Source organism: Schlegelella aquatica, from assembly GCF_026013905.1.
Taxonomy (GTDB): Bacteria; Pseudomonadota; Gammaproteobacteria; order Burkholderiales; family Burkholderiaceae_C; genus Caldimonas; species Caldimonas aquatica.
Genome location: NZ_CP110257.1, coordinates 3,273,830 through 3,300,772, shown reverse-complemented (window position 1 = coordinate 3,300,772; position 26,943 = coordinate 3,273,830). Strand labels below are relative to the sequence as shown.

Sequence of the window (26,943 nt, the reverse complement as noted above, 5' to 3'; positions counted from 1 at the left end):
TCGGTGGCCGACCGCGATGGGGCCGAAGCACGCAGGCTCCCCACCGGCCGGACGCTCCACCCGCCGCAGTACCACCCCGACGAACCGCACCACTGGCCTGACGCTCCACCGGCCGCACTGCACCCCAGCAAAGCCGCACTTCCCCAGAAAGCGCAACCGCGCCCGCGTCAGGGTGAGGCCGTGGGGCGCTGGTTGAGCGGGCGCTCCTGGGGGTGTACCTGGAGGCGGGACAGGTCGAATCCCTGTTCGCGCAGGCGCGTGCGGATGGTGGCGTCGTCGTCAGGGGAGAGTGCGGGCGAGCGCGAGAGGACCCAGAGGTACTTTCGGCTCGGCTCGCTGACGACCGCGTAACGATAGTCGTCCGCCAGTTGAATGACCCAATAGTCGCCCCAGACCCAGGGCAGCCACGCCAGCCATGCGGGTGCGAAGCGCACTTCCAGCACCGAACCCTCGACGCCGCCCGGCGCCTTCGACGCGTGTCGTGCGACGCCTTCGGCCCGGTCGGGCTCGCCGTTGCTTCGCCGGCACTGGTTGAGCACTTCGATCGTTCCATCCGGCCGCGGCGTGTAGGTGGCCGTGGTATCGCTGACGCAATGCGATTGGAAGTCGTTGGGATAGAGCGCCACTTGGTACCACAGGCCGGCGTAGCGCTGCAGGTCCACGCGAGGCACCGGTTGCAAGGGAGGGGCGTCCGCGGTCAGCGCCAGGCCGGGGCTCAACGCGAGGGCGGCAGCAGCGAGCGCGACTCGAGCGCGCCTGGCGCGGCGGGCGGGGCCGTTCCGCACGATGGACAGGGCGGGGAGTGGCGAGGTGGGGGCGGGAGTCATGCTCGGGGCTCCGGTTGCGGCCTCTCGGCGGCGCGGCGTCGGCCGGCGATGCCTCCGCGCGACCCGCTCACCCGTGGACTTGGGCCGCGGGCCGCAACCAGACCAGGCACCGATCTGCTTCGAGCCCGGGGACGGCGAGATGTTCCACGTGAAACACTTCGACTCCGGGCGGCAAGTCGCGCATTTCATCCAGAGGCTCCTTGCCTTTCATGGCAACCCACGTGCCGCCGGGCGCCAAGTGCGCGGCCGTGCATGTGGTGAAGTCTCGCAGCGACGCGAAAGCTCGGGAGACGATGAGGTCCGCGTTCGCCGAGGGGAGCGATTCGACGCGGCTGTGCACGCCATGGAGGTGGGGGAGCGCCAGCTCGACCGCCACCTGCTGGATGAAGGTCGCCTTCTTGGCCACGGCGTCCACGCAGGTGACGTGCCACTCCGGGCATGCAATGGCCACCACCACGCCCGGCAGGCCGCCGCCGCTTCCCACGTCGAGGAGCCGGGCCGTTCCCGGGAGGCGGCGGCGCAGCGAGGGCACGATGGCCAGGCTGTCGAGCAGATGGTGTGTCAGCGCCTCGGCTGGGTCGCGCACGGCAGTGAGGTTGTAGACCCGGTTCCACTTGAGGAGAAGGTCGAGGTAGCGGGTCAGCTGGTCTCGCTGCACGGGCGACAACGGCACGCGCAGCGCCTCGGCGGCCACGGCCAAGCGGACCTGCGCCTCCTCGTGCGACAACGCATGGGCGGGCGTGCGGCCCGAGCCGGCCCCGTGGCCTGCCGCCCGGGGGCGGCTGAGGGTCGGGGTGCCGGCGGAGGGGCGGCGGGGGCGGGGAGGGGGCGGCATATCAGGCGGCGTCGGCCGCACCCGGGGTGTCGTTGGCGGCCAACCGCTCGAAGCCCTTGAAGCGGCCCTTCTTCAAGTGGATGAGCAGCAGTGAAATCGCGGCGGGGGTGATGCCCGAGATCCTGGAGGCCTGGCCCAGCGTTTCTGGGCGGTGCTTCTGAAGCTTCTGCCGCACCTCGTGGCTGAGCGCCGTGACCTGGGTGTAGTCCAGGTCCTCCGGCAGGCGCAGGTGCTCGTAGTAGGCGGCCCGTTGCACCTCCGCGTTCTGCTTCTCGATGTATCCCGCGTACTTGACGCTGATCTCCACCTGCTCGATCACCGCATCCGCCAGCGCCCCGCCCAGCTCGGCCCGGAGTGTTTCACGTGAAACACCCGCGTCCGGACGGGCGATCAAGGCGGCCTCGGCGACGGTGTCGAAACCGATGCCCGGCCGGCGAAGCAAGTCCGCGAGGTTGTATTCGCGCTCGATCGGCTTGCCCAGCAGCCGCGTGGCCTCGGCTTCGGGGAGGATGCCGGGATGCACCCAGGTCGAGCGCAGGCGTTCCATCTCGCGCGCGATCGCGTCGCGCTTGCGGTTGAACGCGTCCCAGCGCGCGTCGTCCACCAAGCCGAGCTGACGGCCGATCTCGGTGAGGCGCAGGTCGGCGTTGTCCTCGCGCAGTTGCAGGCGGAACTCGGCGCGGCTCGTGAACATGCGGTAGGGCTCGGTGACACCCTTGGTGATGAGGTCGTCCACCAACACGCCGAGGTAGGCTTGATCGCGGCGCGGCACCCAAGGCGCGCGGCCTTGCACCTGCAGCGCGGCGTTGAGGCCGGCGTACAAGCCCTGCGCGGCCGCTTCCTCGTAGCCGGTGGTGCCGTTGATTTGACCGGCGAAGAAGAGCCCGCGGATCGCCTTGGTTTCGAAGTTCGACTTGAGCTCACGCGGGTCGAAGTAGTCGTACTCGATGGCGTAACCGGGCCGCAGGATGTGCGCGTGCTCCAAGCCCGGCATCGAGCGCACCGCGGCGAGCTGGATGTCGAAGGGCAGGGAGGTCGAGATGCCGTTGGGATAGAACTCGTTCGTCGTCAGGCCTTCGGGTTCCAGGAAGATCTGGTGCGAGGTCTTGTCGGCGAAACGGTTGATCTTGTCCTCGATGCTGGGGCAGTAGCGGGGCCCCACGCCCTCGATGACGCCGGTGAACATCGGGCTGCGGTCGAAGCCGGAGCGGATGATCTCGTGTGTGCGTTCGTTGGTGTGGGTGATCCAGCAGGGCAGCTGCTGCGGATGCTGCTCCGGCGTGCCGAGGAAGCTGAACACCGGCACCGGGTCCAGGTCGCCCGGTTGTTCGGTCAGTTTCGAAAAATCGATCGTGCGCCCGTCGATGCGCGGGGGCGTGCCCGTCTTCAGCCGGCCCTGCGGCAGTTTCAATTCCTTCAACCGCGCCGACAGCGACACGGCCGGCGGGTCGCCGGCTCGGCCGGCAGCATAGTTCTGCAGGCCGACGTGGATGCGACCGTCGAGGAAGGTGCCCGCGGTGAGCACCACGGCCCGGCCACGAAAGCGAACGCCCACTTGCGTGACGGCGCCCACCACGCGGTCGCCCTCAAGCATGAGGTCCTCAACGGCCTGCTGGAAGATCCACAGGCGGGGCTGGTTCTCCAGGCGGCGGCGGATCGCCGCCTTGTAGAGCACGCGGTCCGCCTGCGCCCGCGTGGCGCGCACGGCCGGGCCCTTGGAGCTGTTGAGGATGCGGAACTGGATGCCCGCCTCGTCGGTGGCCGCGGCCATTGCCCCGCCCAGCGCGTCCACCTCCTTGACGAGGTGGCCCTTGCCGATGCCGCCGATCGACGGGTTGCAGCTCATCTGGCCGAGCGTTTCGATGTTGTGCGTCAGCAGCAGCGTGGCGCAGCCCATGCGGGCTGCTGCGAGCGCCGCCTCGGTGCCGGCATGGCCGCCACCGACCACGATGACGTCGAATTCTTGGGGGTAGAGCATGGGGCACCTCGCGACGACGAGGAAGAGAACGAGCGCGATTCGATCGCGCCGGCATGGGGCACGCGGCCGCGCGCAGCCAAACGTTCAATTGTATGAGGGGCGTTTGGCGCCTGTGATCCTCAAGGCTTTTCACGGCGTGGAAGCAGATCGCCCCTCGGTGCCCCCTCCGCGGCCCAAGACCGGCGGGAGGATTGCATGCAGCTCCCCCTGAAGGGGGAATCCAGCCAGACGGCTGCGATTTCCCGCCCGACGCGCTTGTCGCCGCGCGGGGCTGCCAGAACAATGGTCAGTTCTGTGAAGCGCCGCCGTGTGCGGAGGCCCTCCTCCCCCGCGTCGTCGCCCGCGCCCGGGAGATCCGCCCGTCTTGGGGGCGGATCTTCGATTCGACGAGTTCTGATCTGTCTCGATGGTCGTTCCCGCTGCTGCTCTCGATCGCGCCTTGCTTCACCGCTCGCCGGAGGCCTCGTCTTTGCACGTGGAGCCGTGCGACCTGCGGCGCGCCTGGGGGGTGTTGCACCGGCCGCAGGCGCTGCCGCTGCGGTGGGAGCAGCGCATCCTGATGCTCTCGGGGCTGTTTCCCGGGCGCTCGTCCGCGTGGGTGCATGCGCTGGAGGCGCGGCTGGAGGCGCTGCGCCACGAGGCGGCGTTGCGAGCTCAGGGGCCGGGCGAGGAGGCGTTCTCGCTTGCCGCGCGTGCGCCGCTCGTCAGTGTCGACGGCCATCCGCGCTTCGCCGCGGGCAGCTGCGCCTGGTGAAGGGGGGCTTGCTGGATGGATTGCCGCCCGCGATGTGCCGCCTGCTGCATCGCGCCGTCGATCAGCAGCCCCATCCCCGGCATGCCGCGGGGCAAGCCTGCGGGCGTGCCCTGCGTGCAGCTCGACGAGGCGCTGCGATGCCGGCTGTTCGGTCGGCCGGAGCGACCCGCCGTGTGCACCTCGCTGCTCCCTCACGAGGACATGTGCGGCGCCAGCCGCGAACAGGCCATGCGATGGCTGGGGCGGCTCGAGCAGGAGACGATGCCCGCGGTGCTGCGACCGCAGTGACGGGCCGGGCACTCGGCCCTTGCCCGCACGAGCGGCGCGTCCCGCGGCAGGCGAGGACGTCTGGGGCCCGCTGCCCCGTAGGGCCTTCGTCCGGCGGCCCCTCGCGCTAGTGCCGCACCGAAGGCGCGATGCCGGCTTCGGCCGGGGCGGCAGCGTTCAAGCTGCGCACGGCGAATGCGGGTGCGCGTCCGTCCTTGTCCTGTCCGGCGTACACCGTCAGGTGCGGATAGGGGATCTCGATGCCCCGTGCGTCGAAGGCCTTCTTGAGCCGCCGCAGGAACTCGCGCTTGACGTTCCATTGCTCCAGGGGCGCGGTCTTGAAGCGGCAGCGGATGACGACGGCCGAGTCGTCCCAGCGCTCGACACCCGCCATTTCGAGGTCTGCGAGGATGCGGCTGGAAAAGCCCGGGTCGTTGCGCAACTCGGCGCCCACCGCCTTCATCACCTCGATGACTTCGTCCACGTCCTCGCGGTAGGCCACCGAGGCATCCACCACCGCCTGGGCGTAGCCGCGGCTCATGTTGATCACCGTTCTGATCTCGCTGTTGGGCACGAAGTGCACGTTGCCGTCGTAGTCGCGCAGCTGCACGTAGCGCAGGGTGACCTCTTCGACCAACCCGCCGTGGTCGCCGAGTTGCACCACGTCGCCCTGGCGGATCTGGTTTTCGAGCAGGATGAAAAAGCCGGTGAAGTAGTCCTTGACGAGCGATTGCGCGCCGAAGCCGACGGCCAGGCCGACCACCCCGGCCGCGCCGAGGATGGGCGCGACCGAGACGCCCAGCTCGGCCAGGATGAGCATGATGGCGATGGCCGACACCACCACTGCCACCAGGTAGCGGAAGACGCGGCCCAGCGTTTCGGCGCGTTTGATCTGTTCGCGGTCGTGCATGTGCGCCGACAAGCGCAGGCGGAAGCCGCGGATCAGGCGTTGCAGCACCACGATGAGCAGCCAGGCCGCCACCGCGATGGCGAGGATGCGCAGTCCGGTGGTGGCCGCCACACCCAGGCCGGCCCACCACGCCTCGAAGGTCGTCGTCGAATCCATGCAGAAGGCCCGCCTTCGAGCGGGTCGTTGCGAGTCAGGCGGCCCGTTGACGTGCGGCCGCATCCACGTGTTCGAGCGCTTCCAGGAAGCTGCGGCGCCACCAGTGCACGTCGTGCGTGCGGATACGGTGCAGCAGCGCCTGGTGCCGTGCCTGTCGCTCCTCCAAGGGCATGTTGAGTGCCTGATGGATGGCCCGCGCAGTGCCCTGGGTGTCGTAGGGATTGACCAGCAGCGCCTCGCGCAACTGCTCGGCCGCGCCCGCGAAGCGCGAGAGCACGAGTACTCCCGGGTCGCCCGGGTCCTGCGCGGCGATGTACTCCTTGGCGACGAGGTTCATGCCGTCGCGCAGCGGCGTGACGAGCGCCACGCGCGCGGCCCGGCACAGCCCCGGCAGACGCTTGCGCGCGAGCGTGCGGTGGATGTAGCGCACCGGCATCCAGTCGAGCTCGCCGTAGTCGCCGTTGATCTGCCCGCACAGATGCTCCAGCTCGCGTCGGATGTCCATGTAGGCGTCCACGTCCTCGCGCGTGGGCGAGGCGATCTGGATGAGCGTGGCGCTGCGGCGGCTCTCGGGGTAGGAGGCGAGCAACTCCTGGAAGGCGCGTATGCGGTGGGGCAGGCCCTTGGAGTAGTCGAGCCGGTCGATGCCCACCAGCAGCTGGCGCTTGGAGTACTGCTCGCGCATCGTCTCGTACGTCTCGCGAGCCTCCTTGCCGTGCGTGAGCGCGGCGAACTCGTCCACGTCGATGCCGATGGGAAAGGAGCGGGCCAGCACCGTGCGCCCGAAGGCGCGGTAGAGGTCGGGGCCCACCACCTCGGCGTGGGCCTCGCTTTGCACGTAGCGGCTGAAGTGCTGCGCGTCGGCCTCGCTCTGGAAGCCCACGACGTCGTAGGCGAAGAGCGCGCCGACGAGCCACTCATGCCCTGGCAGTGCGGCCAGGATCAGCGGCGGCGGCAGCGGGATGTGCAGGAAGAAGCCGATGCGGTTGTTGCAACCCAGCTTGCGCAACTCGGCCGCAAGCGGAATCAGGTGGTAGTCGTGGACCCACACCAAGTCGTCGGGCTTGAGCAGCGGCAGCAGCTGGCGCGCAAAGAGCTGGTTCACGCGCCGGTAGCCGGCGAGGTACGCGGTGTTGAAGTCGGCCAGATCGAGCCGGTAGTGGAACACCGGCCACAGCACGCGATTGGCGTAGCCGAGGTAGTAGGTGTCGTGATCCTCGCGGCTGAGGTCCAGCGTCGCCAGGGTGACGTTGCCCGCCTGCTGGACCTTCAGCTCGCCTTCGCCGGGACGTCCGCCCTCGGCGCCCTCGACGATCTTGCCGCTCCAGCCCATCCACAGCCCCCCGGTGGCGTTGAGCGTTTCGCCCAGCGCCACGGCGAGTCCGCCGGCGGCGGCTTTGCGCGGGTCGGCCACGCGGTTCGATACGGCGACCACTCGTGCCATCTGCATCCTCCTTGATAGGGCCTACGTGGGGCCTACCGACCCAGTGGGCCGGGCGCGCCCCGGGGCAGAGGCGCCGCCGCGCCGCCGAGGCGGGGGCGCGAGAGGGCTCTGGAGCCGTTTCATGCCCCTCCGGGCAGGGCGGCCGCCCGCACCGCCCTCGCGGCCTCGGGGCCCGCTTCTCGGGACGTGCCCGCCGCAGCCTCGCCCGGCGCCGCGGCCGGCCGGTTCCCGTTCACGGGGGCCGCGTCCAACGCGTGCGCGCACTGCGCGAGCCATTCGCGCAGTGCCTGCGGATCGCCGAGACGCCAGCGCGCGCAACTCGGGCCGTCCCCCACCTTGATCGCGGTGCCGCCTTCGGACTGCACCGCGGCGAAGCCGTCTTCATCGGTGACGTCGTCGCCTGCGAACAGCGCGCGGCGGCCCCGGAACGGAGGCTCGCGCAGGAAGGCCTGGATCGCGTGCCCCTTGTTGGCCACGGCGGGCTTGACCTCATACACCATCTTGCCGTGCAGCAAGGTCAGCCCGGGCGCGTCTTCCAGCGCCGCGCGCAAGGCCGCCTCGCAGTACGGCCTCAACTCGGGCGCCTGCCGGTAGTGCAGGGCCACGGCCCCGTGCTTGCGCTCCACCAGCAGCCCCGGCAGACGGGCACAAAGCGCCTGCGCCGCCTCGATCACGCGGTCCAGCGCGGGGGCCGCCAGGCGCTGCACGTAGCCGTCGGCGCTGCGGCGCTCCACGCCGTGCACTCCGGCCGAGGGCAGGCGCAGCGGGCGCAGCAGCTCGTCGAGCTGCTCCAGCGGTCGGCCCGAGACGACGGCCACCGCGCCGTGCAGCGCTTGCTGCAAGCGCTGCAGCGTGTGGATCAGCGAAGGCGGTACCCGCACCGCGTCGGGCCGCGGGGCCAGATCGGCGAGGGTGCCGTCGAAATCGAGGAAGAGCGCCGCGTCGGGCGTCAGCAAAGGCAGCTCGGAAACAGACAGAGGTGCAGGCGACATGGCCCCGACCGTAGAGCAAGTGCCATGCCTCGTCAGTCAGACAGAGCCCGACGCGCCTGGGCGCGTGATGCACGTGACGTTCGTCAAGACAACGCGGCCCAGGTCTGCGACACTTCCCCCGACGCCCGGTGCTGCGCCACGCCCTTGTCTGGGCCGCCGCGCCTGCAAAGAACCGCGCCGGTGACGGCCAACGTCCTGTTGAGGAGCGAAGCAGATGAAAACCAATGTCGGCGGTGTCGACCGCGTGCTGCGTATCGTGGTGGGCCTGGCGCTGGTGCTGGCCGCCGTCTTCGGTGCCATCGGTGCCTGGGGCTACATCGGCCTGGTGCCGCTCGTCACCGGGGCGGTCGGCACTTGCCCCCTCTACTCGATGCTGGGCCTCAATACCTGCCCGATGAAGCGCACCTGATCGAGCGGTCGAGCCGGCGCGCCCGCAGGCAGGCAGAAGCCGGGGCCGGGCAAGGCGGCCTGGCGCGAACCCTCGGCTGAGGGACTGCGGGCGGAGCCGCCGCGGGCGGCAGGGGCCCTCTCGTTGCGGGCTCAGCGGTGCTTCACCTGCTCGCGGTTGAAGCCCGGCGTCGGGGCGATGGTGCTGGGCATCTTGCCGGAATGCGGGCTGCACGGCGCCAGCCATTCGCGCAGCAGCGTCTCGATGTCGGTGTCGCCGTACTCCCGGGCCATGGCGATCAGTTCACCGGCGTTCGCGTCGGTCACGTGCTCATGGCCCACGCCGCGCTTGAGCTGCGCGTAGATCTCGCGGATGTCGGGTTCGCTCTTGGGCTTCGGTTCGCGTTCGTGCATGGGTCGGTCCTTGACTGAGGGGTGGAGTAGGGGCGCGGAGTAGGGGCGCCCTTCAGCCGGCCGCCTGGGGGTCCACGCCGCCCAGGGGGCTGACGAGTTCATCCACCCGGCGGCGCTGGGCGTCGTCTTGTACGGCGATGACGAGCAGGTGCACGCCTCGCTCGACCGTGCGCTCGAAGTTGCTGCAGTAGTCCGGCTGGGCGGGACTCTCGTCGGTCACGCCGCGGCCGTTGCCGATCACGAAGTTGCCTTCCACCGGGCCGGCCTCGTCGTCGATCGACTCCAGACGCACCGCCTCCGGTGCGAAGCCGGCCCCCAACAGCGCCTCGCGCGCCTGCTGCGCGTGGGCGTAGGCCTCGAACGTCCTGAGCACCGTCTGCATTGCGTCTCCCGGCCTGTCTCGTCTCGATCCAGCCCGGCAAGCAGCGTTCCACGTCCTTCGCGCCACTGCAAGCCGGTGCGGGGCACCGGGCATCGCGCTGCGCGGAGATCACCCGGCGCCTCCTCGTGGAGCGCGGCTTCGACGCCGCGACGGTGGAGGCGGACCGGCCCGACGCGCTCGGGGCCAGCCGATGGGTGCAGTGCGAGCCGCTGGCGGGGTCGATGACGACCCGCTCGCGGCCCTTTCGGCAAGTGAGGCGGCCCGTCAGCGTCAGTGCATGCGGCTGGCCTGTCCCGAGGCCGAGCCGCCGCCTGCGGGGCCGCTGGCCTGGCTCATGTTGGAGCGATCGGGCTCGGCGGGCTCGGAGATGTCGGCCAGCGCCTCGCCTGCGCACTCCTCGCCGGCCTTGACCGCCACGTCGCCCAGCGACAGGATGCCCACGACGTGGCCCTCGTCGTCCACGACGGGCATGCGCCGCACCTGGACCCCGCGCATCTCTTCGAGCACTTCCTCGAGCGACTGGTTCTCGCGGCAGCAGCGCACGTCGGTGCTCATCACGTCTTCGAGCTTGGTCGAGTCGGGCGCGCAGCCCTGCGCCACGCCCCGCACCACGATGTCGCGGTCGGTGACGATGCCCACGATCTGGTCGCCCTGGCACACCGGGATCGCACCGACGTTGAGCTCGTCCATCGCCTGCGCGGCCATCATCACGGTGTCGTTCGGCGTCATCGTGCGCACGCCACGGGTCATCACTTCCGATACGGCAGTCATTGCAGTCTCCTTTCGACGTCCCCGCGAAACGCAGCGGGTCACAGCGCAGGCGCAGCAACTGCCGTTCCGGCGCCCGCGGTCCGCGGGCACATGGGATTCCCCGGAGCCGGCTCCCCCTGGGCGGGTGGTAGCCTGCCCCGTCGCCCCTGCGCCCCGAACGAGGAGCCGCCATGCCCCGCTGCCCACGCCTGCCCGCCGCCCCCCCCCCGCGCCTGCCTGGTGCGCCTCGCCGCCTTCGCGGCCCTGACCACCCTCGGCCCCTCGTCGGTGGCCCTGGCGCAAGGGCAGGGCGCCTCCTGGCCGGCCAAACCCCTCACGGTGATCGTGCCCTTTCCCGCCGGGGGCGGCACAGACGCTTTCGCGCGGCCGCTGGCCGCCCAGCTCACCAAGCAGCTCGGGCGGCAGGTCCTCATCGACAACAAGGGCGGGGCGGGCGGCACGCTGGGCGCAGGCCTGGCGGCGCGCTCGGCGCCGGACGGCTACACCTGGTTCATGGGCGCGGTGCATCACGCCATTGCACCGGCCATGTACGCCCGGCTCGACTACCACCTCGAGACCGACTTCATCCCGGTGGGGTTGGTCGCCAGCGTGCCGCAGGTGATCGTCGTCAACCCGCAGAAGGTGGCGGCCACCGACCTGGCGGGTCTCTTGCAGCTGCTGCGCAAGAATCCTGGCAAGTACAACTACGGCTCGGCCGGCAACGGCACCTCGCACCACTTGGCGGGCGAGCTGTTCAAGATGCAGACGCGCACCTTCATCACGCACATCCCGTACCGCGGCGCGGGCCCGGCGCTGCAGGACCTCATCGCCGGTCAGGTCGATCTGATGTTCGACGGCCTGGGCTCGTCGGCCCAGCACATCAAGGCCGGCCGCATCCGCGCGATCGCCGTGGCTTCGGACAAGCGCGCGCCGGGCTTTCCCAACGTGCCGACGGCCGGCGAGGGCGGGGTGCCGACGTACCAGGTGTCCACGTGGTATGGCCTGTGGGCGCCCAAGGGCACGCCGCGCGAGATCGTCGATCGCATGACGGCGGAGCTGCGCACCGCGCTCAACTCCCCCGAACTCAAAGACGCTTGGACGCAGCTCGGCTCCGAGACGCCGCAGCTCTACGGGGAGGACTTCGCCCGGTTCGTCGCGGCCGAGACCAAGCGTTGGGCCGAGGTGGCCAAGACCTCGGGTGCCAAGCTCGATTGAAGGCCGCCCCCGCGGTCGCCCCAGGCCCACGAGCCCTCGCACGAATCCACACACGAACCCTCGCATGAGCCCTTACCGATGAGCCCTGCCGGCATCGTCGTCCACCCGCATCCCGCTTTGGCGCACGTCGCGTGCGTCACGCTCTCGCAACCGGACAAACTCAACGCGATCAGCCGCGCGATGTGGCGCGCGCTGCGCGAGACGTTCGAGGGCTGGGCCGAGCGCGAACCGTCGCTGCGGTGCGTGCTGGTGCGCGGGGAGGGCGGCAGCTTCGCCGCCGGAGCCGACATCGAAGAGTTCCCGTCCTTCCGTTTCGACGAGGCGGCCCTGCGCGAGTACCACGAGGGGCTGATCGCCCCGGCGCTGCACGCGATGCTCGCGTGCGACGTGCCGATCGTCGCGCAGATCGAGGGCGCCTGCGTCGGCGGCGGCTTGGAGATCGCGGCCTGCTGCGACCTGCGCATCGCGGGCGCGTCGGCCCGCTTCGGCGCGCCCATCGCCCGCCTGGGCTTTCCGATGGCGCCGGACGAGCTGGCCGTCGTCGCCCGCGTGGCGGGCCTGGCCACCGCGGCCGAGCTGCTGCTCGAAGCGCGCCTGCTCGATGCCCCCACGGCGCTCGCGCGCGGCCTCGTACACCGGGTGGTGCCCGACGCCGAGGTGGCGCGCGAGGCCGACGCCACGGCGGCGCGCATCGCCGCGCTCGCGCCGCTCGCCGCACGGGCCAACAAGCGCACCTTGCGCCTGCTCGCCCAAGGGCGCCTGCCCGACGAGGGCGAGCGCCGCGAGCACTTCGCCTATGCCGCGAGCGCCGACCACCGCGAGGGCATCGAGGCCTTCCTCGGCAAGTGCGTGCCGACCTTCCAAGGCCGGTGAGCGGCGCGCCGCTTGGTATCGTTGCGGCAGCTTTCCATCGCACCCGCCATGCAAGACCACAACCTCTATACCGCCTTGCGCGCGGCCTTCCCGGCCGACCTGGACGACGTCGCGGTCGAGACCGACACCGGCCTGCGCTACTCCTGGCGGGACCTCGATCGCGGCAGCGCGATGCTCGCCAACCTGCTCGCCTCGCTGGAGCTGCCCGAGGGCACCCGCATCGCCGTGCAGGCCGACAAATGCGTCGAGTCGCTGATGCTGTACCTGGCCGTGCTGCGCGCCGGCCACGTGTACCTGCCGCTCAACACCGCGTACCAGGCGGCCGAGCTGGAGTACTTCATCGGCAACGCCGAGCCCGGCGTCGTCGTGTGCACGGGCAAGAACTTCCCCTGGGTGAGCAAGCTCGCGTTCAAGCAGGGCGTGCGCTACGTCTTCAGCCTGAACGACGACCGCACCGGCACGCTGCTCGAGCGCGCCTCGCACTTCGGCGACCAGCACACGCCCGTCGAGCGCGGCGAGGACGACCTCGCCGCCATCCTCTACACCAGCGGCACCACCGGCCGCAGCAAGGGCGCCATGCTCACGCACGGCAACATGCTCAGCAACGCGCGCACGCTCAAGGACTACTGGGACTGGCGACCCGGCGACGTGCTGATCCACGCGCTGCCGATCTTCCACGTGCACGGCCTCTTCGTCGCCATCCACGGCGCCTTGCTCAATGGCAGCCGCATGCTGTGGATGGGCAAGTTCGACGCCAAGCAGGTCATCGAGTGGCTGCCGCGCGCCACCGTCTTCATGGGCGTGCCCACGCTCTATGTGCGCCTGCTCGCCGAGCCCGGCCTCACGCGCGAGCAGTGCGCCCACATGCGGCTTTTCATCAGCGGCTCGGCCCCGCTGCTCATCGACACCTTCAACGAGTTCCGCCGCCGCACCGGCCACACCATCCTCGAGCGCTACGGCATGAGCGAGACCATCATGCTCACCTCCAACCCCTGCCGGCCAGAGGACGGCGAGCGCATCGGCGGCACCGTGGGCCGGCCGCTGCCCGGCGTGGGCGTGCGCGTGGTGGACGGCAAGACGGGCCGCGAGCTGCCCGCCGGCGAGATCGGCGACATCCAGGTGCGCGGGCCCAACGTCTTCAAGGGCTACTGGCGCATGCCGGAGAAGACGGCCGAGGAGTTCACCGCCGACGGCTGGTTCAAGACCGGCGACGTCGGCCACTTCGACGAGCGCGGGTACCTCACCATCGTCGGCCGCAGCAAGGACCTCATCATCAGCGGCGGCTACAACGTCTACCCGGCGGAGGTCGAGGGCTACCTGAACGAGACGGAGGGCGTCGCCGAATCCGCCGTCGTCGGCGTGCCGCACCCCGACTTCGGCGAGGCGGTGATCGCCATCGTCGTGCCCAAGCCCGGCGCCGCGCTCGACGAAGCTGCCCTCATCGCGGGCCTCAAGGGCCGCATCGCCAACTACAAGGTGCCCAAGCGCGTGTTCGTCGTGCCCGAGCTGCCGAGGAACGCCATGGGCAAGGTGCAGAAGAACCTGCTGCGGCAGGAGCGGCAGGGCTTGTTCGTGGGGGGGTGAAGCCGGCGTGGCCTGCCGTTCGCGGCGCCATGCCCTCACGAGCGGCACGACGCCCCGCGTTTCAGCGCCACACCCGTTCGGGTTTCTACCGAGCGACCGCCGCCCTCTTGCAAGCCTCGCCTCAGCCTGGCGCGTCATGATCGGCTCACGATGAAGACCGCCGTGCTGTCCGACGTCCATGCCAACCGGCCGGCGCTGGAGGCGTGTCTCGCCCATGCGCGGGCGCAGGGGGTGGGGCGCTTTGCGCTGTTGGGGGATCTGGTCGGCTATGGGGGCGAGCCGATCGCGGTGTTGGACCGCGTGATGGGTCTGGTGGCGCACGAGGGTGCGCTGGCGGTGTTGGGCAACCACGATGCGCTGGCGCTGGACCCGCCGGCCGTGCCGCGCCAGCGCGGCGAGCAAAGCGCGGTGTGGACGCACGCGCAGCTGTCGCCGGCTCATCGCGACTTCTTGCGCTCGCTGCCGCTCGTGGCGCACCTGTCGCCCGAGGTGCTGCTGGTGCACGCCAGTGCCGACGGCCCCGAGCGTTGGCACTACATCGAGGACGCGAGCGCCGCCGAGCGCAGCCTCTCGGCCGCCGCGCAGCAAGACGGGGCGATCCGCTATGTGTTCAGCGGCCATGTGCACGAGCAGGCGCTGTACTACCTCACGCCCACGGCCAAGCTGATGCGCTTTGCGCCGCAGCCGGGCGTGCCGATCCCGGTGCCCCCGCACCGGCAGTGGCTCGCCATCGTGGGCTCGGTGGGCCAGCCGCGCGACGGCGATGCGCGCGCGATGTACGCGATCTACGACGACGCGGCCGCGCAGATCACCTTCCACCGCGTCGAATACGACGTGCCCGCCGCGGCGGCGGCCATCCGCGCGGCGGGCCTGCCCGAGTTCGACGCCGAGCGGCTGGAGCGTGGCCGGTGAGCGGCAGCCCGCCCGTGGTGGCGGGAGCCGCCGCGCCCGCCACGGCTTGCTTGGGCAACGGCCCGCCTTGGCAAGCGCCGCGCGCAGTCGTCCCCCGCGAGCCCCTGCGAGGCCCCTCTAGATGAAGCTCCTCGAACCCGGCACCGAGATCGACGGCTTTCGCATCCGCCAGTGCATCCACGTGGGCGGCATGGCCCACATCTACGCGGTGGAATACGCCAGCGGCGCGCCGGATCCGGGCTTTCCGATGGCGATGAAGATCCCGCGCATGACGCAAGGCGACGGCGCGGAGAACATCGTGAGCTTCGAGGTCGAGTTGCAGATCCTGCCGACGCTCACCGGAGCGCACGTGCCGCGCTTCGTCGCGGCGGGCGACCTGCTGCGCCTGCCGTACCTGGTGATGGAGTACGTGCCGGGCCGCACGTTGCAGCATTGGGTCGAGGCCCCCGAACGCCCCGATGCCGACACCATCGCGCGTCTGGGCGCCGCCACTGCGCTTGCCGCGCACAGCCTGCACCAGCAGAACGTCTGCCACCTCGATCTGAAACCGGCCAACGTGCTGGTCAAGGACGACCGCACGGCGGTGTTGCTGGACTTCGGCCTCTCGTGCCACGCCCACTACCCGGACCTGCTGGCCGAGGAGATGCGCACGGCCGTGGGCTCGCCCGCATGGATCGCGCCCGAGCAGGTGGTGGGCGTGCGCGGCGACTTGCGCAGCGACATCTTCGCGATCGGTGTGATGCTCTACGAGCTGGCCACCGGCGAGCTGCCCTTCGGTGCGCCCGTCACGCGCGGGGGCCTGCGCCAGCGGCTGTGGATGACGCCCGCGCCGCCGCGCCAGCACAACCCCGCCGTGCCCGAATGGCTGCAGGAGGTCATCTTGCGTTGCCTGGAGGCCGAGGCCGAGCGCCGCTACCCGAGCGCCGCGCACCTGGCCTTCGACCTGGCCCACCCCGATCAGGTGACGCTCACCGAGCGCGGCCGGCGCACCCGCGGGGTGGGCTGGCGCGAGCACCTGCGGCGGTGGGTCAAGGCCGCGGGCATGCACTACCAGCCCAGCCCGCTGCCCTCGCAGCAACTGGCCGAGGTGCCGATCGTGATGGTGGCGGTGCCGCACCGTGACGTGAGCGACGCCACGCTCTACGCGCTGCGCCAGGCGGTCGCGCGCTCGCTCGGCATCCGCCCCGGCGCGCGGCTCGCGTGCGTCACCGTGATCTCGCCGTCATCGGCCAGCAGCGCCGACGACGCCCGCAGCGAAACCAGCCGCCATCGCCGCCACCTGGCGCGCCTGCGCCAATGGGCCGCGCCGCTCGACCTGCACGGCCACCAGGCGAGCTACCACGTGCTCGAATCGAACGACGTCGCCCAGGCCCTGGTGCGCTACGCCCAGAGCAACCAGGTGAGCATGATCATCCTGGGGGCGGCCACCCACGGGCTCCAGTTGCAGCGCTTCATCGACACCGTCCCCCTCCGCGTGGCGCGCGAGGCGCCGTGCACCGTCATCCTCGTGAAAGAGCCGCCGCCCGTGGGCGCGATCGCTGCCGCCCAGGCGCCGCACGCCGGGCGCTGAGCCTGTGCGGCCCACCTTGCGCGACCTGTTCGGGCGGCGAGGGGAGGGCCGACGCGAGGGGCCGGGCCAGGAGCGGGGCGCGCGCCGCGCGCAACGGCCGCTTGCCGCTCGGTCAGCCGTGTGCGGCGAGCGTGCTCTTGGCCGGCTCCCGGCTCGGGGGCCGGGGGGCGGGCGAGGGTTGCCGCGCCCGGTACGGCAGCGAGAAGCAAAAACACGCCCCCTCGCCGGGCCGCCCGCTCGCCCACACCCGACCACCATGGCGCTGCACCACCCGCTTGACGATGGACAGCCCGATGCCGCTGCCGGGGAAGTCGGCATTCGAGTGCAAGCGCTGGAACACGCCGAACAGACGGTCGGCATGGCGCATGTCGAAGCCCGCGCCGTTGTCGCGCACCTGGAAGACGACTTCCTCGCCACGCACCTGGCCCTCGATCTCGATGCGCGGCTGCGGCACCCGGCGCGTGAACTTGATCGCGTTGCCGATGAGGTTGTGCCACACCTGCCGCAGCAACACGGCGTCGGCCAGCACCACCGGCAGCGGCCCGCACACCACCTGCGGCGCCGGCTCGCCGGGCGCGGGGGCGAGCAGGTCGGCCAGCACCGCGCGCACCACCGCCGCCGAGTCGACCGGTTGCACCTCCAGGGTCTGCTGCTCCACGCGCGACAGCGCCAGCAGCTCGTCCACCAGCAGCGTGAGCCGATCGCATTCGCTCGAGATGAGCGCCAGCATCTGACGCGGGCGGGCCTCCAGCGACTGGCCGCTCTCGTACACGAAGCGCGCCGCCGCCCCGATGGAGCCGAGCGGCCCCTTCAGGTCGTGCGACACCATGCGCGTGAAGCTCTGCAAGTCGCTGTTGGCCCGCTCCAGCTCCTGGGTGCGCTCGCGCACGCGCTCCTCCAGCGAGCCGGCCAGGGTCACCAGCTCCCGCTCGCGCTCCCGCAGCCGTGTGACGAGCAGCGCCAGCGAGCGCGACAGACACTCCAGCTCCGGCGGCTCGGCGGCGCCGTGGTCGGCCGTAGCGAAGTCGGAGACGCGGCCCGTCGCCAGCGCCTCGGCCTCCTCGGCCACCTCGCGCAGCCGCTGCCACACGCAGTGGGCCCACCACCATGCCGCCCCGCCCAGGAGGGCACCCGCCACCGGCGCCCACACCCAGGGAGGCCAACCCTGCAGGGAGGCGAGTGCCGCGCCCGCCAAGCACACCGCCGCGCTCATCACCCCCAGCCAGGCGCCGGCCGTCGGGGGCGAAGGCGTGGGCACCCCGCGTCGGGGCCAGTGGCGGTGAAGGATGGGCGCAGGCATGGGGCCGATGGAGCCGCGCCGGCGAGCGGTGGCGCGGTTACGACATGTTGCAACGCACGCACGCCAACTCGCGCCTGTCTGAGTTGACAGGTGCCTTCATCGACCCTCGGGAAGCGTGCACGACGCCCGACCGCGACCGGCCAGGCCCAGGCCGCCGCCCGCCGCGTGCTGCCCGGTCAGGTCAGTAAGAACGCGTCGTACCCCGTCTTCAGGATCAACGCGCCCACCACGAGCAGGAACACCCCGCGCACGAAGCCCGTGCCGTGCTTGAGCGCCAGCCGCGTGCCCAGCAAGCTGCCCGCCACGTTGGCCACCGCCATCGCGAGCGCGTAGTGCCACCAGATGTGCCCCTTGGCGATGAAGAGCGCCAGCGCCGACAGATTCGTCGCCGTGTTGAGCAGCTTGGCGCTCGCCGAGGCGTGCAGGAAGTCGTAGCCCAGCAGCCGCACGAACAAGAACACGAAGAAGCTGCCCGTGCCCGGGCCGAAGAAGCCGTCGTAAAAGCCGATCACCAGGCCGATGGCCGAGGCGATCCACGCCTCGGCCCGCCCGCGAAAAGGCCGCGTGTGCTCGCGGCCCAGGTCCTTCTTGGCCAGCGTGTAGAGCAGCACACCCAGCAGGATGAGCGGCAGCGCCTTGCGCAGGCCCTCGGGCGGCACCACCGTCACCGTCCAGGCCCCGAGCGCACTGCCCACCAGGGCCGCCACGGCAGCGGGCACCAGCGCACTCCACACCATCTCCACCCGCCGCGCGTACTGCACCGTGGCCCACGCCGTGCCCCACACCGCCGCGCCCTTGTTCGTGCCGAACAGCGTGGCCGGCGCCGCCGAGGGGAAGGTGCCGAACAACGCCGGCACCAGGATCAAGCCGCCGCCCCCCACGATGGCATCCACGAAGCCCGCGAAGAGGGAGGCGACGGTGACGACAGCGAACTCGAGCATGGGCAAGGCGTGAGGCAGGGGCGCCACGAGGCGAAGCGGCGATTCTCACCCAACCCCGCCAGGCGCGACCCTGTCGACCTTCGCCGGCGGTCGTCGCTCGCCGCCCTGGCCGGCCCCGAGCCCAGAAAAACAAAGGGCGCTGGCAGTGCCAGCGCCCGTCAGGCATGGCGTCCGTCAACCGGCGCCACACTCATCTCTTGGAATGGTTGTGCTGTCTCCTCAGTCCCCCGCCCTGCGCGAGCGCCGCCTGTTGGGCCGCCTCGCTGCGAGTGGATGAGACTGTATGCGCTGGTCTCCGGGCGGGCACTAGGGGTTTTCCTGCCCCGTTCTGGGGCGGTCAGTATCGAACGCTCGGTTCGTTGCGCCGGGGAACCGCTACCCGGGGGGTGCCATCAGATGCTCTCGCACCATCATCCGAGCGCGGTGCAAGCGGCTCTTGATGCAGGCGATCGTTTCTCCGGTCCGTCGAGCAATTTCTTGCAGAGACAATTCCTCGAGATCCCTCAACAGCACGATTTCCAGATAGTGGGGAGGCAACGATTCCAGGGCACGCGCCAAGTCCAAGCGCAGCGTTTCGTCGGAGCGCGCCGTGAGCCCGGCCAACACATCAGGGGTCAGTTCATCGTTGCGCATGACCCACCGGGCCAGCCTCGCGCACTCTCTCTTGACGATGGTCATGAGCCAGGCAGAAAGTGCCGTGGCTGCCCGCAGTTGCGGGAGGCGCTGCGCGATGCGCACGAGGGATTCCTGCACGGCGTCGTCGACGTCGGCGGCCATGCAGTACCGTCGTGCGTATCGCCGGATATCCGGCTGACTGCGGCGCAGCAGCCACTCCAGCGCACGCGAGTCACCCTGCACCGCTCGACGGATCACCGAATCGTCAAGGGCGGCCAGGCTCATTTCTTTCGCTCTCCAAAACCGGCGATCGCACACATCGGGCACCAGCCCACCAAACCCGTGACCGCGAGCGCGACGATACCGATGCCGACGGGAATCAGCAGCGCTTCATTCAGAATGCCGGCCACCATCAGGGCGCTGCCAACCAGAGCCATCAGGATGCGGGTCAGGCGGTGCAGGGGCGAAATATTCTTACGATACAGCATGTGGTCCTCCAGTCATGAAGTCGCCAACGACTTCCGAAGACAAGAGGCTGCGAGAGGCGAAAAGGATTCGCGGGCGGTGTCGGCCCCGAAGGGTGACCGCCCTGCGCTAACCTCACCGACGCGAAGCCCGGCAAGCAGCCGCACCAGTGGACGTATTGCTGCTCCGTCCGTATGCTGTAGTGCCGCGCGCGAATACAGGCCAGGCTGCATTTCATCCAGCAGGCGAGGGGGTGCTCCACACGAGACGTCGAGTTAGGGAAGGTCTGAACAACTCCGCCCGATTGCGCGACAATGCCTCACCGTGATCGGGGTGAGTGCGATGCAGCTGTCGTTCGGTGATGCCGAGGGTCTGGGGAGCCGCAAGCGCACGCGGCGCGAGGTGTTTTTGGCGGAGATGGAGCAGGTGGTGCCGTGGCAGGCGCTGCTGGGTCTGATCGAGCCGCACTACCCGAAGATGGGCCGTCCCGGTCGCCAGCCCTATCCGTTGGCGACGATGCTGCGCATCCACTTCCTGCAGCAGTGGTATGCGCTCAGCGACCCGGCGATGGAAGAAGCCTTGTACGACACGCCGGTGATGCGCCGCTTCGCGCAGTTGGGCGGGCTTGCCGACATCCCGGACGAGACGACGATCCTCAACTTCCGCCGGCTGTTGGAGACGCACGGGCTGGCCGAGAAGCTCTTCGAGCAGGTCAACGCCCATCTTCAGCGCAAGGGCCTGAGCCTGCGCAGTGGCACGATCGTGGATGCCACGATCATCAGTGCGCCGAGCTCGACCAAGAACAAGGCGGGCGAGCGCGATCCGGCGATGCACCAGACCAAGAAGGGCAACCAGTGGTTCTTCGGGATGAAGGCGCACATCGGCGTGGATGACGCGTCCGGTCTGGTGCACCACGTGGAATGCACGGCGGCGAACGTGGCCGACGTGACGCAGGTGTACAAGCTGCTGCACGGCCGGGAAGACACGGTGTGCGGCGACAGCGGCTACACGGGTGCCGAGAAGCGCGAGGAGCTGCAGGACGTGGACGCCGGATTCCTGATCGCGGAGAAGCCGTCGAAGCTGCGTGCGATGAAGAACGAGCGCGAGCGGCGCTACGCCGAGCGGTGGGAGCGCTACAAGGCCAGTCTGCGGGCGAAGGTGGAGCACCCGTTCCGGGTGATCAAGCGGCAGTTCGGCTACACGAAGGTGCGCTACCGCGGCCTGGCGAAGAACGCGGCGCAGGTGCTGACGCTGTTCGCGCTGTCGAACCTGTGGATGGCGCGCCGGCGTTTGTTGCCGACGACGGGAGCAGTGCGTCCGTAAGGCGGGGAAACCCGCCAAAAACCGCCCTGCACGGGCGAAATCCGGCTCGAAAGCGACGCCAGGCCGGCGCCACGATGCCGCAATCCGGGCGGCAGAGCGGGTTGTTCAGACCTTCCTTAGGGACCATTGCGATGCTGTATGTATATACAGCATCCCCGCGCAAGCCTAGGGGGCGCGTTGCTCGTGCTAGCTGCCATGTCCGGCTTGTTTGGTCGTGGCTGAAGATGCAGCGCATGGCACGGTCGCGCTCTAACCCGTTGCTCAATCAAACGTCCTCCGGCTGGCTACGCCAGCCTCCGTCCACCGCTTAGCGCCCCCTGTTAGAGCGCGCGTGAAGCGGCACCGGGGCACGTCGGCCGCTGCTTGAAACAGCGGCGAGGGGTTTCTCGGCCTCTTAGGCTCGGGGTGTGTGGAGGTCAGGGGCGCTTGGGCAGCAGGTTCAGTTTGAAGCGCTCGCTGGCTGGGTTGTTCGTCCCCGGGTGCTCATGGTCGGGCTAGTCTGTCTGGTCGTCTGGCCATGTGCCTCCCCCGAAAGTGGGCCTTGCGGGGCGGGGCGGCTCGCGGGAAAACTTTGGCAATGGGTTTCTTGCCGTTAACGCACCGAGCAACTTTGAGCCGCGGTTCTGTCTGAGCAGTGGCGCGGTCGGCTACAGCTCTAACTCTCCATCGAGGAGACGTCTACCGGCAGGCCACGCTGCAGAGGTGGTTCATTGTCGCTTCCGCGCGGCCTGCCGGTAGTCGCCCCTCATGTCGAACGTTGGACCGCATGAGACCGCAGTGCGATGATCCGACCGTCAAAGAGCGGCTCGCCGCTCCCGATCTAAGACTTAGAACCTGATATGACGCAGCCGCTCAAGACACTTATCTCTGCCGAGACCCTCGACTTTGCGTTGCGGCATATAACCAGCTACTACGGGGCACTTCTCGAAACCTCCCTCCCCCTTGCAGCCCGTGAGCCGGCATGATGTCGCCCATGATCACCCCGCGCATCAAGCCCTCGTCTTTGTGGCGTCACCAGCCTGGCGCTGACCTGTTCGTGCAGGACCAGCGCCAAGCCAAGCTCGGCGGCTTCATCGCCAACCTGGCAGCAATGGACGAACTGATCGACTTCGCGGCCATTGCCGCCCGGGTCGACACCGCCTGCCCTCGCGCTGACCGTAGCAAAGGCGGGCGCCCGCCGTACCCCACCGAGGTGATGGTGCGGCTGCTGTTCATCCAGTCGCTGTACAACCTCAGCGACGAGGACTGCGAGTACCAGGTGCTGGACCGCATGAGCTTCCAGCACTTCTGCCGCCTGGACGGAGCACTGCACATCCCCGATGCGCGCACGCTGTGGAGTTTCAAGCAGCGCTTGGCCCAAGGCGGTCTGGGCGGCCGCGCTATCTTCGAGGCGGTGAGCCTGCAGTTGCAGCAGCACGGCTACATCCCGCGCGGCGGGCAGATCGTGGATGCCAGCATCGTGCAGGCACCGCTCACCCAGGCGAACAAGGACGAGCGCGAAGCGCTCAACGAAGGCCGCAGGCCCGAGGGCTGGAATGCCAAGCGGCTGCAGCACACCGACCGCGACGCGCGCTGGACCAAGAAGCACGGCAAGAGCTTCTACGGCTACAAGGTGCACGCCAACGCGGACGCGCGCTACAAGCTGATCCGCCGGGCGAAGGTCACGCCGGCCAACGCCGACGACGGCCAGACGCTCAAGGAGGTGCTGGACCGCGCCAACACCGGCGCGCGGCTGCTGGCCGACCGAGGCTACGACGCGCAGACCAACCGCCAGTTGCTGCAGGCCCACGGGCTGCGCGACGGCATCGCGCGGCGTGCCAAGCCCGGGCAGGAGCGGCGCGTGCGACTGGACGCGCGCAACAAGGCGATCAACCGCGTCCGCGCCAGAGGCGAACATGTGTTCGCCGGCCTCGAGCAGTTGGGCGGCAAGTGCGTGCGGGCGATGACGCTGGCGAGAAACGAACTGGCGATCCTGCTGAAGTGCGCGGCGTACAACGCCAAGCGGCTGGTCTGGCTGGTGCGCCATGACCCGTGCGGGTGTGCGCGATGAAGGGAGAGGTGCGCCCGCAGAGCCTGCAAACGCAGTTTTGCAGGGCCTCGGGCGCCCGCCAAGGCTGCGATGACGGGGCCTGAGCGGCACCGAGAACCCCGAACTGAACGACGCGAGCGCCCTCATGCCGGTTCAGCCTTCGGAAATGGGGTTATGCGAAGTGCCCTACGACACCGACTTCTTCCCTCGAGCAGAGGAGTTCTTCGCGATCGGCCACCTCTGGGACGAGGTGAAAGCGCACATCCTGAACTCAGAACTGGATCAAGTGCTTTCAGCCCCGCCCTTAGTGGAGCCTTGGCCGAAGACGCGGAACGGATTCAGAGTCGTTCATCGACCCGAGCCAATAGATTCGTTGATCTATGCAGCGTTAGCTAAAACTGTGGCAATGTCCGTGGAAGGGGCACGCGCGAGCCCGGAAGTCGCCTGCTCCTACAGAATCTCGGAGAGCGATAGGAGCTTCTTCGCAGACGGGTCAGGCTTTAATGTGTATCGTGAGCGTTGCGAGAACCTCGCCAAGGCATACCCATTCGTGCTTTCTGCGGACATCGCTGACTTCTACAACAAGATCTATCTTCATCGACTGCAGAACGCGATTCAGTCAGCGACCGATGTCCCACCGGGGATCTCCAAGAAAATCGAGTATTTCCTCACTGCGCTCAATACGAGAGCATCCCAGGGAATCCCTGTCGGCCCTGCAGCCAGCATTGTCATGGCCGAGGCTACTCTCATCAATGTCGATCAGTTCGTCTACGGTCGTGGGTTTGACCACGTTAGGTATGTTGATGATTTCCGGATCTTCGGAAACTCATATCAGGAGCTAGAGGCGTTGGTGCAGGACTTTTGCCTCTATCTTCACGAGAATCAGAGACTCTCACTCTCAGCGGAGAAGACTCGGATCAGCAAGTCCGAGGAGTTCGTGCAGAAGGAGCTGAACAATCAATATCAGTTGGAGAAGCTTGAAATCCTCGGAGAGATTGAAGTTGTCAACCCTTACACGATGGAGGTTGAAGATGTTGATTTGACTCCCTTGGACAACGTCGGAGAAATCTTGCTCGATGCCCTGAAGCGCATCACAAAGTTCGACTCGCTGGATCTGGGCGTGATTCGTGCCATCGTGCGTAGAGCTCGGGCACACGAAATCCCGGACATCGCTCCGATGCTCATGGAGAACATGTCGTTCTTTGCTCCGGCGGCGAACGACATTGCTCTGTATCTAGACTCCGTCACGGATTCGGATTTCATCGACTCACACGGAGCAAAGCTGGAGGCGCTTGCAGAAGATCCTGCCGCAAACATCAGGGCCGTTAGGCTCTGGCTCGAATGGTACTTCTCTCGTCACTCTGGTCTTCTGAAGTTGCCTAAGATTCGCTCCTTTGTATTCACGAGCAGACGGCTCCGTCCGCAGGCCCGTGCCGCAATAACAATGGGCAACCAGGCTTGGGTGAAGGACAGGAAGAACCAGCTGCTCCACTATGCGTATTGGGACAGGCGCTCGATTTTGCTAGCAGCCCAAATCCTGTCCAAGGATGAGCGCGAAAAGTGGCTTTGGCCCCTGATCACAGGCGAAAGCCTTAGCACCATGGAGAAGTGGATGGCAAAGTGGGTGCTTTGTGGCTCCCCAGAAACCAACCCTCTCGAAGATGAATTGCCTTTCTGATGCCGTTCGTGACAAGCGCTCTTGTGAACCTCGTCTTCATGCGCATGCGGCCTAACAGGTCGTTCGACCCGGACACGCAGCGGCATTGCGCCGCGAGGCGTGCAGGAGAGCACACGCCCCGCGGCGCAATGCCGCTGCCTGCCGGTCAACTCCAACGTTAGAGCTCACGACGGAGGCATCAATCCTATGAAAGCACCAATCAGCTCGGCTCTGGCCGCGATCTTCTTGACCGCCTGCGCAACTGCATATCGGCCGTACACTTTCTTGGGCGGCGGGGGCTGGAAAGAAGTGCAGATCGCGGACAACGCCTTCAAAGTTACTTTTGAGGCGAACGGCCATATGTCAAAAACACAGGCAGCAGACTTGGCGCTTCTGCGCGCAGCAGAGCTGGCATTGGCCAACGGCTACAGTCACTTCATCATCGGGTCTGCCCCCGACGATTCGAGGACCGGGGCCTATACAACGCCATCTACGACCAACATCAACTTGACAACCTACGGTAATTCAACGCGCGGAACCGCGCAGACCTACGGGGGACAGACGTACGTTTTTAGCTTTCCTGCGCCTTCCATCACCGTCGTCCTCTTCAAGGAAAAGCCGCCTCTGAGCACGACCGTGTACGATGCCGCGCTGGTAGCGAAGTCGATAAAGGTTCAGTACGGTATCAAGTAGCGGCGGTCCGCTCTAACCCCTCCATCGAGCGGACATGCGCCGGCAAGCCGGGTCATACCGCTCATGTCGAACGTTTAGGGGATCAGTCGTCCATGTTACCCTTAACTGTTGATTCCTAAAACACGTTAGCCCTTGGCTATGACTGACGAGGAATATCAAGCGCTGGTTGCCCGAATTCAATCCGGTTCGCTTCTTATTGGCGTCGATCGGAGCATGGCCCGAAAGCTTTATACGGATGTTTCGCTTTCCCGTATCGAGGCAGAAACGGGTGAAGCTCCATACTTCGAGAAGATGGTGGTGCTCGGAGCTTTTGTGGGCGCTCCTGTCTCGCTGCTTGCTAGTTTTGTCTTGGCCGTCTTGGCCTTCGGCTGGTGGGCAGCACTCGCCATCCCCGTCTCAATTGTCGTCTACTTCGTGGTCGCGGGTGCCTCGTCCATGCCCAAGCAGGGTATGACTGGCGTGACCGTGCTTCTCTTCCTTGCGTTACTCAGTGTTTACCTGGGCTGGTTCCCCTCCGAGTATATCGGGTGGTACGCGGCACTCTTCTTGTTTGCCCTTTGGAACGCACGGCTGGTCTATGTTGCAGCAACACATTTCGTCCGTGCCTTTGTAATTCGAAACCGCCGCGCGTATGAATTTCTCGCTCCACACATCCATTTGCGGGAGGCGAGTTGTGAGGGCTAACCATCCAGTCAACGCGGGCGCTGTGCAAGCGGCTCGCCGCTTGCACAGCGCCGGTTACTGATATCGCACTTCCCATCGTCGCACTTCGATGCCGTTGGCCGCAACGCGGCTTGTTCGAGACACGGAAGCCCCTTTCATTCGTTAGGCTTGGCACAAACGCAGTCATCCCCCCCCCCCCCCCCCCCCCCCCCCCCCGACCTGAACACCTACGGAGCATCATGACCCTCATTGTCAATGACATAGTTTGGTGGCAGATATCTCTCGAGAGTGTTGTGAACTCCTGGATTCCGGGAATATCTACGTTCTTGCTTGGCGTGTGGTTTGCCCGGATCGACGAACGCAGGAAGCTGAAGCAGAAGTTGAAGGATGACCTACTGCAGATTTTCATACCGATCTTCAACTCTGGCCAATCAATCACGCTTTCGGAAGCCGAGAATGCCGCGAGAAGAATGCTTCATACATTCAATGCATACAAGCGCATTTACTCAGGAGTCTTCAACAAGGCCGCAGAGGAAAAGCTTGGCGCCATTCTCGCTGATGGATTTCTCGTGAATAATAACGTAAACAAGCCGTTCATGGAGCCAGACGTCATCCAAGACTTGATCAAGACGTTATGAGCTGCCAGCAAGCGAGACCTAACCCCTCCATCGAGCGGCAGCTACCGGCAAGCCAGGGGCTGCCGCTTATGTCGACCGTTAGAGCGTGCATAGAGCATGTCCCCAACGCCGTCAGCAGTTCAAGTTCAGATCGCCCATCGCAATAGGTCGGTGCGCAACTACACGTGCTTCGGGGGCATCCTCGTCGGCCTGGCAATGCTCCGCAATAGTCGTCCTGCTCTCAGCTCGTAAGCTCTTCCCAATACTTGCTGAGTGTCCAAACTGTGGGCAAAACTGGGAGATACGCGAAGGCCGCAGCGTTCAGACAGAAGACCAAATGACAAACTGGAAAGTATGTCCCGGTTGCAGGCTGCCCATGCCATAGCGCCA

27 protein-coding genes are annotated in these 26,943 nt (G+C 67.9%); 14 read left to right on the top strand and 13 right to left on the bottom strand.

The features are described 5' to 3' along the window. Positions 1-167: 167 nt before the first annotated feature. The 3 genes from OMP39_RS15135 to mnmG form a co-directional block, all read right to left on the bottom strand. A complete protein-coding gene (locus tag OMP39_RS15135) occupies positions 168-827 on the bottom strand; it encodes a lipocalin family protein (RefSeq protein ID WP_264892677.1) in 660 nt (219 codons plus the stop codon). Between the two features lie 67 nt (positions 828-894). Further along, positions 895-1,527: a 16S rRNA (guanine(527)-N(7))-methyltransferase RsmG gene (rsmG, locus tag OMP39_RS15130; RefSeq protein WP_264892676.1), complete on the bottom strand. Its 633-nt coding sequence runs from the start codon at positions 1,525-1,527 to the stop codon at positions 895-897. Positions 1,528-1,663: 136 nt separating this feature from the next. Beyond that, positions 1,664-3,640, bottom strand: coding sequence for a tRNA uridine-5-carboxymethylaminomethyl(34) synthesis enzyme MnmG (gene mnmG / locus OMP39_RS15125; RefSeq protein WP_264892675.1), 1,977 nt, complete (start codon positions 3,638-3,640; stop codon positions 1,664-1,666). Between the two features lie 406 nt (positions 3,641-4,046). Here mnmG and OMP39_RS15120 point away from each other — a divergent pair, with 406 nt between their 5' ends. Continuing rightward, positions 4,047-4,394 carry a hypothetical protein gene (locus OMP39_RS15120; RefSeq protein WP_264892674.1) on the top strand — a complete coding sequence of 116 codons (348 nt, stop codon included), beginning with the start codon at positions 4,047-4,049 and terminating at the stop codon, positions 4,392-4,394. Positions 4,395-4,409: 15 nt separating this feature from the next. Beyond that, positions 4,410-4,682: a YkgJ family cysteine cluster protein gene (locus OMP39_RS15115; RefSeq protein ID WP_264892673.1), complete on the top strand. Its 273-nt coding sequence runs from the start codon at positions 4,410-4,412 to the stop codon at positions 4,680-4,682. Between the two features lie 106 nt (positions 4,683-4,788). Here OMP39_RS15115 and OMP39_RS15110 read toward each other — a convergent pair whose 3' ends face one another. The 3 genes from OMP39_RS15110 to otsB form a co-directional block, all read right to left on the bottom strand. Continuing rightward, entirely contained in the window at positions 4,789-5,727 is a 939-nt protein-coding gene (locus OMP39_RS15110) for a mechanosensitive ion channel family protein (RefSeq protein ID WP_264892672.1), read from the bottom strand. 34 nt (positions 5,728-5,761) lie between these two features. Next, positions 5,762-7,171: an alpha,alpha-trehalose-phosphate synthase (UDP-forming) gene (otsA, locus tag OMP39_RS15105; protein WP_264892671.1), complete on the bottom strand. Its 1,410-nt coding sequence runs from the start codon at positions 7,169-7,171 to the stop codon at positions 5,762-5,764. Between the two features lie 119 nt (positions 7,172-7,290). Beyond that, complete coding sequence (gene otsB / locus OMP39_RS15100) at positions 7,291-8,163, bottom strand: trehalose-phosphatase (RefSeq protein ID WP_264892670.1); 873 nt, start codon at positions 8,161-8,163, stop codon at positions 7,291-7,293. Between the two features lie 214 nt (positions 8,164-8,377). On the opposite strand from otsB, the gene OMP39_RS15095 reads away from it, so the two are divergent. Beyond that, positions 8,378-8,572, top strand: a complete 195-nt coding sequence (locus OMP39_RS15095) for a YgaP family membrane protein (protein WP_264892669.1) — start codon at positions 8,378-8,380, stop codon at positions 8,570-8,572. Positions 8,573-8,703: 131 nt separating this feature from the next. Here OMP39_RS15095 and OMP39_RS15090 read toward each other — a convergent pair whose 3' ends face one another. The 3 genes from OMP39_RS15090 to OMP39_RS15080 all read right to left on the bottom strand — a co-directional run bounded on the left by OMP39_RS15090 (position 8,704) and on the right by OMP39_RS15080 (position 10,117). Further along, complete coding sequence (locus tag OMP39_RS15090) at positions 8,704-8,964, bottom strand: hypothetical protein (RefSeq protein ID WP_264892667.1); 261 nt, start codon at positions 8,962-8,964, stop codon at positions 8,704-8,706. A gap of 52 nt (positions 8,965-9,016) precedes the next feature. After that, positions 9,017-9,346 (bottom strand): hypothetical protein, encoded by a 330-nt coding sequence (locus tag OMP39_RS15085; RefSeq protein ID WP_264892666.1) that lies wholly within the window; start codon positions 9,344-9,346, stop codon positions 9,017-9,019. Positions 9,347-9,616: 270 nt separating this feature from the next. Then, positions 9,617-10,117, bottom strand: a complete 501-nt coding sequence (locus OMP39_RS15080; RefSeq protein ID WP_264892664.1) for a CBS domain-containing protein — start codon at positions 10,115-10,117, stop codon at positions 9,617-9,619. A gap of 243 nt (positions 10,118-10,360) precedes the next feature. Between OMP39_RS15080 and OMP39_RS15075 the strand changes: the two genes are divergently transcribed. From OMP39_RS15075 to OMP39_RS15055, 5 genes are all read left to right on the top strand, one after another. Then, on the top strand, positions 10,361-11,311 hold the full coding sequence (locus OMP39_RS15075) for a Bug family tripartite tricarboxylate transporter substrate binding protein (RefSeq protein ID WP_264894587.1): 951 nt from the start codon (positions 10,361-10,363) through the stop codon (positions 11,309-11,311). A 78-nt stretch (positions 11,312-11,389) separates the two neighbouring features. After that, a complete protein-coding gene (locus OMP39_RS15070) occupies positions 11,390-12,184 on the top strand; it encodes an enoyl-CoA hydratase/isomerase family protein (protein WP_264892662.1) in 795 nt (264 codons plus the stop codon). Between the two features lie 48 nt (positions 12,185-12,232). After that, on the top strand, positions 12,233-13,768 hold the full coding sequence (locus OMP39_RS15065; protein ID WP_264892661.1) for a malonate--CoA ligase: 1,536 nt from the start codon (positions 12,233-12,235) through the stop codon (positions 13,766-13,768). 150 nt (positions 13,769-13,918) lie between these two features. Next, positions 13,919-14,680, top strand: coding sequence for a metallophosphoesterase family protein (locus tag OMP39_RS15060; protein ID WP_264892659.1), 762 nt, complete (start codon positions 13,919-13,921; stop codon positions 14,678-14,680). 121 nt (positions 14,681-14,801) lie between these two features. Continuing rightward, entirely contained in the window at positions 14,802-16,250 is a 1,449-nt protein-coding gene (locus tag OMP39_RS15055; protein WP_264892658.1) for a bifunctional serine/threonine-protein kinase/universal stress protein, read from the top strand. Positions 16,251-16,362: 112 nt separating this feature from the next. On the opposite strand, the gene OMP39_RS15050 is transcribed toward OMP39_RS15055, so the two are convergent. From OMP39_RS15050 to OMP39_RS15035, 4 genes are all read right to left on the bottom strand, one after another. Then, the gene (locus OMP39_RS15050) at positions 16,363-17,550 is read right to left on the bottom strand and encodes a sensor histidine kinase (protein WP_264892657.1); all 1,188 of its coding nucleotides are present in this window, start codon (positions 17,548-17,550) and stop codon (positions 16,363-16,365) included. A gap of 176 nt (positions 17,551-17,726) precedes the next feature. After that, on the bottom strand, positions 17,727-18,491 hold the full coding sequence (locus OMP39_RS15045; protein WP_264892655.1) for a sulfite exporter TauE/SafE family protein: 765 nt from the start codon (positions 18,489-18,491) through the stop codon (positions 17,727-17,729). Between the two features lie 375 nt (positions 18,492-18,866). Beyond that, positions 18,867-19,391, bottom strand: a complete 525-nt coding sequence (locus OMP39_RS15040) for an RNA polymerase sigma factor (protein ID WP_264892654.1) — start codon at positions 19,389-19,391, stop codon at positions 18,867-18,869. Next, the gene (locus OMP39_RS15035; RefSeq protein WP_264892653.1) at positions 19,388-19,594 is read right to left on the bottom strand and encodes a YgaP family membrane protein; all 207 of its coding nucleotides are present in this window, start codon (positions 19,592-19,594) and stop codon (positions 19,388-19,390) included. Before OMP39_RS15035 ends, OMP39_RS15040 begins: the two co-directional genes overlap by 4 nt. A 319-nt stretch (positions 19,595-19,913) precedes the next feature. On the opposite strand from OMP39_RS15035, the gene OMP39_RS15030 reads away from it, so the two are divergent. The 6 genes from OMP39_RS15030 to OMP39_RS15005 all read left to right on the top strand — a co-directional run bounded on the left by OMP39_RS15030 (position 19,914) and on the right by OMP39_RS15005 (position 26,574). Next, on the top strand, positions 19,914-20,894 hold the full coding sequence (locus OMP39_RS15030) for an IS5 family transposase (protein WP_028915768.1): 981 nt from the start codon (positions 19,914-19,916) through the stop codon (positions 20,892-20,894). Between the two features lie 973 nt (positions 20,895-21,867). Further along, the gene (locus tag OMP39_RS15025; protein ID WP_232301078.1) at positions 21,868-22,944 is read left to right on the top strand and encodes an IS5 family transposase; all 1,077 of its coding nucleotides are present in this window, start codon (positions 21,868-21,870) and stop codon (positions 22,942-22,944) included. A gap of 160 nt (positions 22,945-23,104) precedes the next feature. Further along, positions 23,105-24,601 (top strand): RNA-directed DNA polymerase, encoded by a 1,497-nt coding sequence (locus tag OMP39_RS15020; RefSeq protein ID WP_264892651.1) that lies wholly within the window; start codon positions 23,105-23,107, stop codon positions 24,599-24,601. A 186-nt stretch (positions 24,602-24,787) separates the two neighbouring features. Further along, positions 24,788-25,273 (top strand): CC0125/CC1285 family lipoprotein, encoded by a 486-nt coding sequence (locus OMP39_RS15015; protein ID WP_264892649.1) that lies wholly within the window; start codon positions 24,788-24,790, stop codon positions 25,271-25,273. A 138-nt stretch (positions 25,274-25,411) separates the two neighbouring features. Beyond that, complete coding sequence (locus OMP39_RS15010) at positions 25,412-25,957, top strand: hypothetical protein (protein WP_264892648.1); 546 nt, start codon at positions 25,412-25,414, stop codon at positions 25,955-25,957. Positions 25,958-26,175: 218 nt separating this feature from the next. Beyond that, positions 26,176-26,574, top strand: coding sequence for a hypothetical protein (locus OMP39_RS15005; protein ID WP_264892647.1), 399 nt, complete (start codon positions 26,176-26,178; stop codon positions 26,572-26,574). Positions 26,575-26,943: the final 369 nt, after the last annotated feature.

Coding starts and splice junctions, on each gene's coding strand:
- mnmG (WP_264892675.1), bottom strand. CDS start 3,640: ATGCTCTACCCCCAAGAATTCGACGTCATCGTGGTCGGTGGCGGCCAT.
- OMP39_RS15135 (WP_264892677.1), bottom strand. CDS start 827: ATGACTCCCGCCCCCACCTCGCCACTCCCCGCCCTGTCCATCGTGCGG.
- OMP39_RS15110 (WP_264892672.1), bottom strand. CDS start 5,727: ATGGATTCGACGACGACCTTCGAGGCGTGGTGGGCCGGCCTGGGTGTG.
- OMP39_RS15115 (WP_264892673.1), top strand. CDS start 4,410: ATGGATTGCCGCCCGCGATGTGCCGCCTGCTGCATCGCGCCGTCGATC.
- OMP39_RS15080 (WP_264892664.1), bottom strand. CDS start 10,117: ATGACTGCCGTATCGGAAGTGATGACCCGTGGCGTGCGCACGATGACG.
- OMP39_RS15010 (WP_264892648.1), top strand. CDS start 25,412: ATGACTGACGAGGAATATCAAGCGCTGGTTGCCCGAATTCAATCCGGT.
- OMP39_RS15095 (WP_264892669.1), top strand. CDS start 8,378: ATGAAAACCAATGTCGGCGGTGTCGACCGCGTGCTGCGTATCGTGGTG.
- OMP39_RS15085 (WP_264892666.1), bottom strand. CDS start 9,346: ATGCAGACGGTGCTCAGGACGTTCGAGGCCTACGCCCACGCGCAGCAG.
- OMP39_RS15060 (WP_264892659.1), top strand. CDS start 13,919: ATGAAGACCGCCGTGCTGTCCGACGTCCATGCCAACCGGCCGGCGCTG.
- otsA (WP_264892671.1), bottom strand. CDS start 7,171: ATGGCACGAGTGGTCGCCGTATCGAACCGCGTGGCCGACCCGCGCAAA.
- OMP39_RS15050 (WP_264892657.1), bottom strand. CDS start 17,550: ATGCCTGCGCCCATCCTTCACCGCCACTGGCCCCGACGCGGGGTGCCC.
- OMP39_RS15065 (WP_264892661.1), top strand. CDS start 12,233: ATGCAAGACCACAACCTCTATACCGCCTTGCGCGCGGCCTTCCCGGCC.
- OMP39_RS15035 (WP_264892653.1), bottom strand. CDS start 19,594: ATGCTGTATCGTAAGAATATTTCGCCCCTGCACCGCCTGACCCGCATC.
- OMP39_RS15025 (WP_232301078.1), top strand. CDS start 21,868: ATGATCACCCCGCGCATCAAGCCCTCGTCTTTGTGGCGTCACCAGCCT.
- OMP39_RS15015 (WP_264892649.1), top strand. CDS start 24,788: ATGAAAGCACCAATCAGCTCGGCTCTGGCCGCGATCTTCTTGACCGCC.
- OMP39_RS15120 (WP_264892674.1), top strand. CDS start 4,047: ATGGTCGTTCCCGCTGCTGCTCTCGATCGCGCCTTGCTTCACCGCTCG.
- OMP39_RS15045 (WP_264892655.1), bottom strand. CDS start 18,491: ATGCTCGAGTTCGCTGTCGTCACCGTCGCCTCCCTCTTCGCGGGCTTC.
- otsB (WP_264892670.1), bottom strand. CDS start 8,163: ATGTCGCCTGCACCTCTGTCTGTTTCCGAGCTGCCTTTGCTGACGCCC.
- OMP39_RS15070 (WP_264892662.1), top strand. CDS start 11,390: ATGAGCCCTGCCGGCATCGTCGTCCACCCGCATCCCGCTTTGGCGCAC.
- OMP39_RS15005 (WP_264892647.1), top strand. CDS start 26,176: ATGACCCTCATTGTCAATGACATAGTTTGGTGGCAGATATCTCTCGAG.
- OMP39_RS15055 (WP_264892658.1), top strand. CDS start 14,802: ATGAAGCTCCTCGAACCCGGCACCGAGATCGACGGCTTTCGCATCCGC.
- OMP39_RS15040 (WP_264892654.1), bottom strand. CDS start 19,391: ATGAGCCTGGCCGCCCTTGACGATTCGGTGATCCGTCGAGCGGTGCAG.
- OMP39_RS15030 (WP_028915768.1), top strand. CDS start 19,914: ATGCAGCTGTCGTTCGGTGATGCCGAGGGTCTGGGGAGCCGCAAGCGC.
- OMP39_RS15090 (WP_264892667.1), bottom strand. CDS start 8,964: ATGCACGAACGCGAACCGAAGCCCAAGAGCGAACCCGACATCCGCGAG.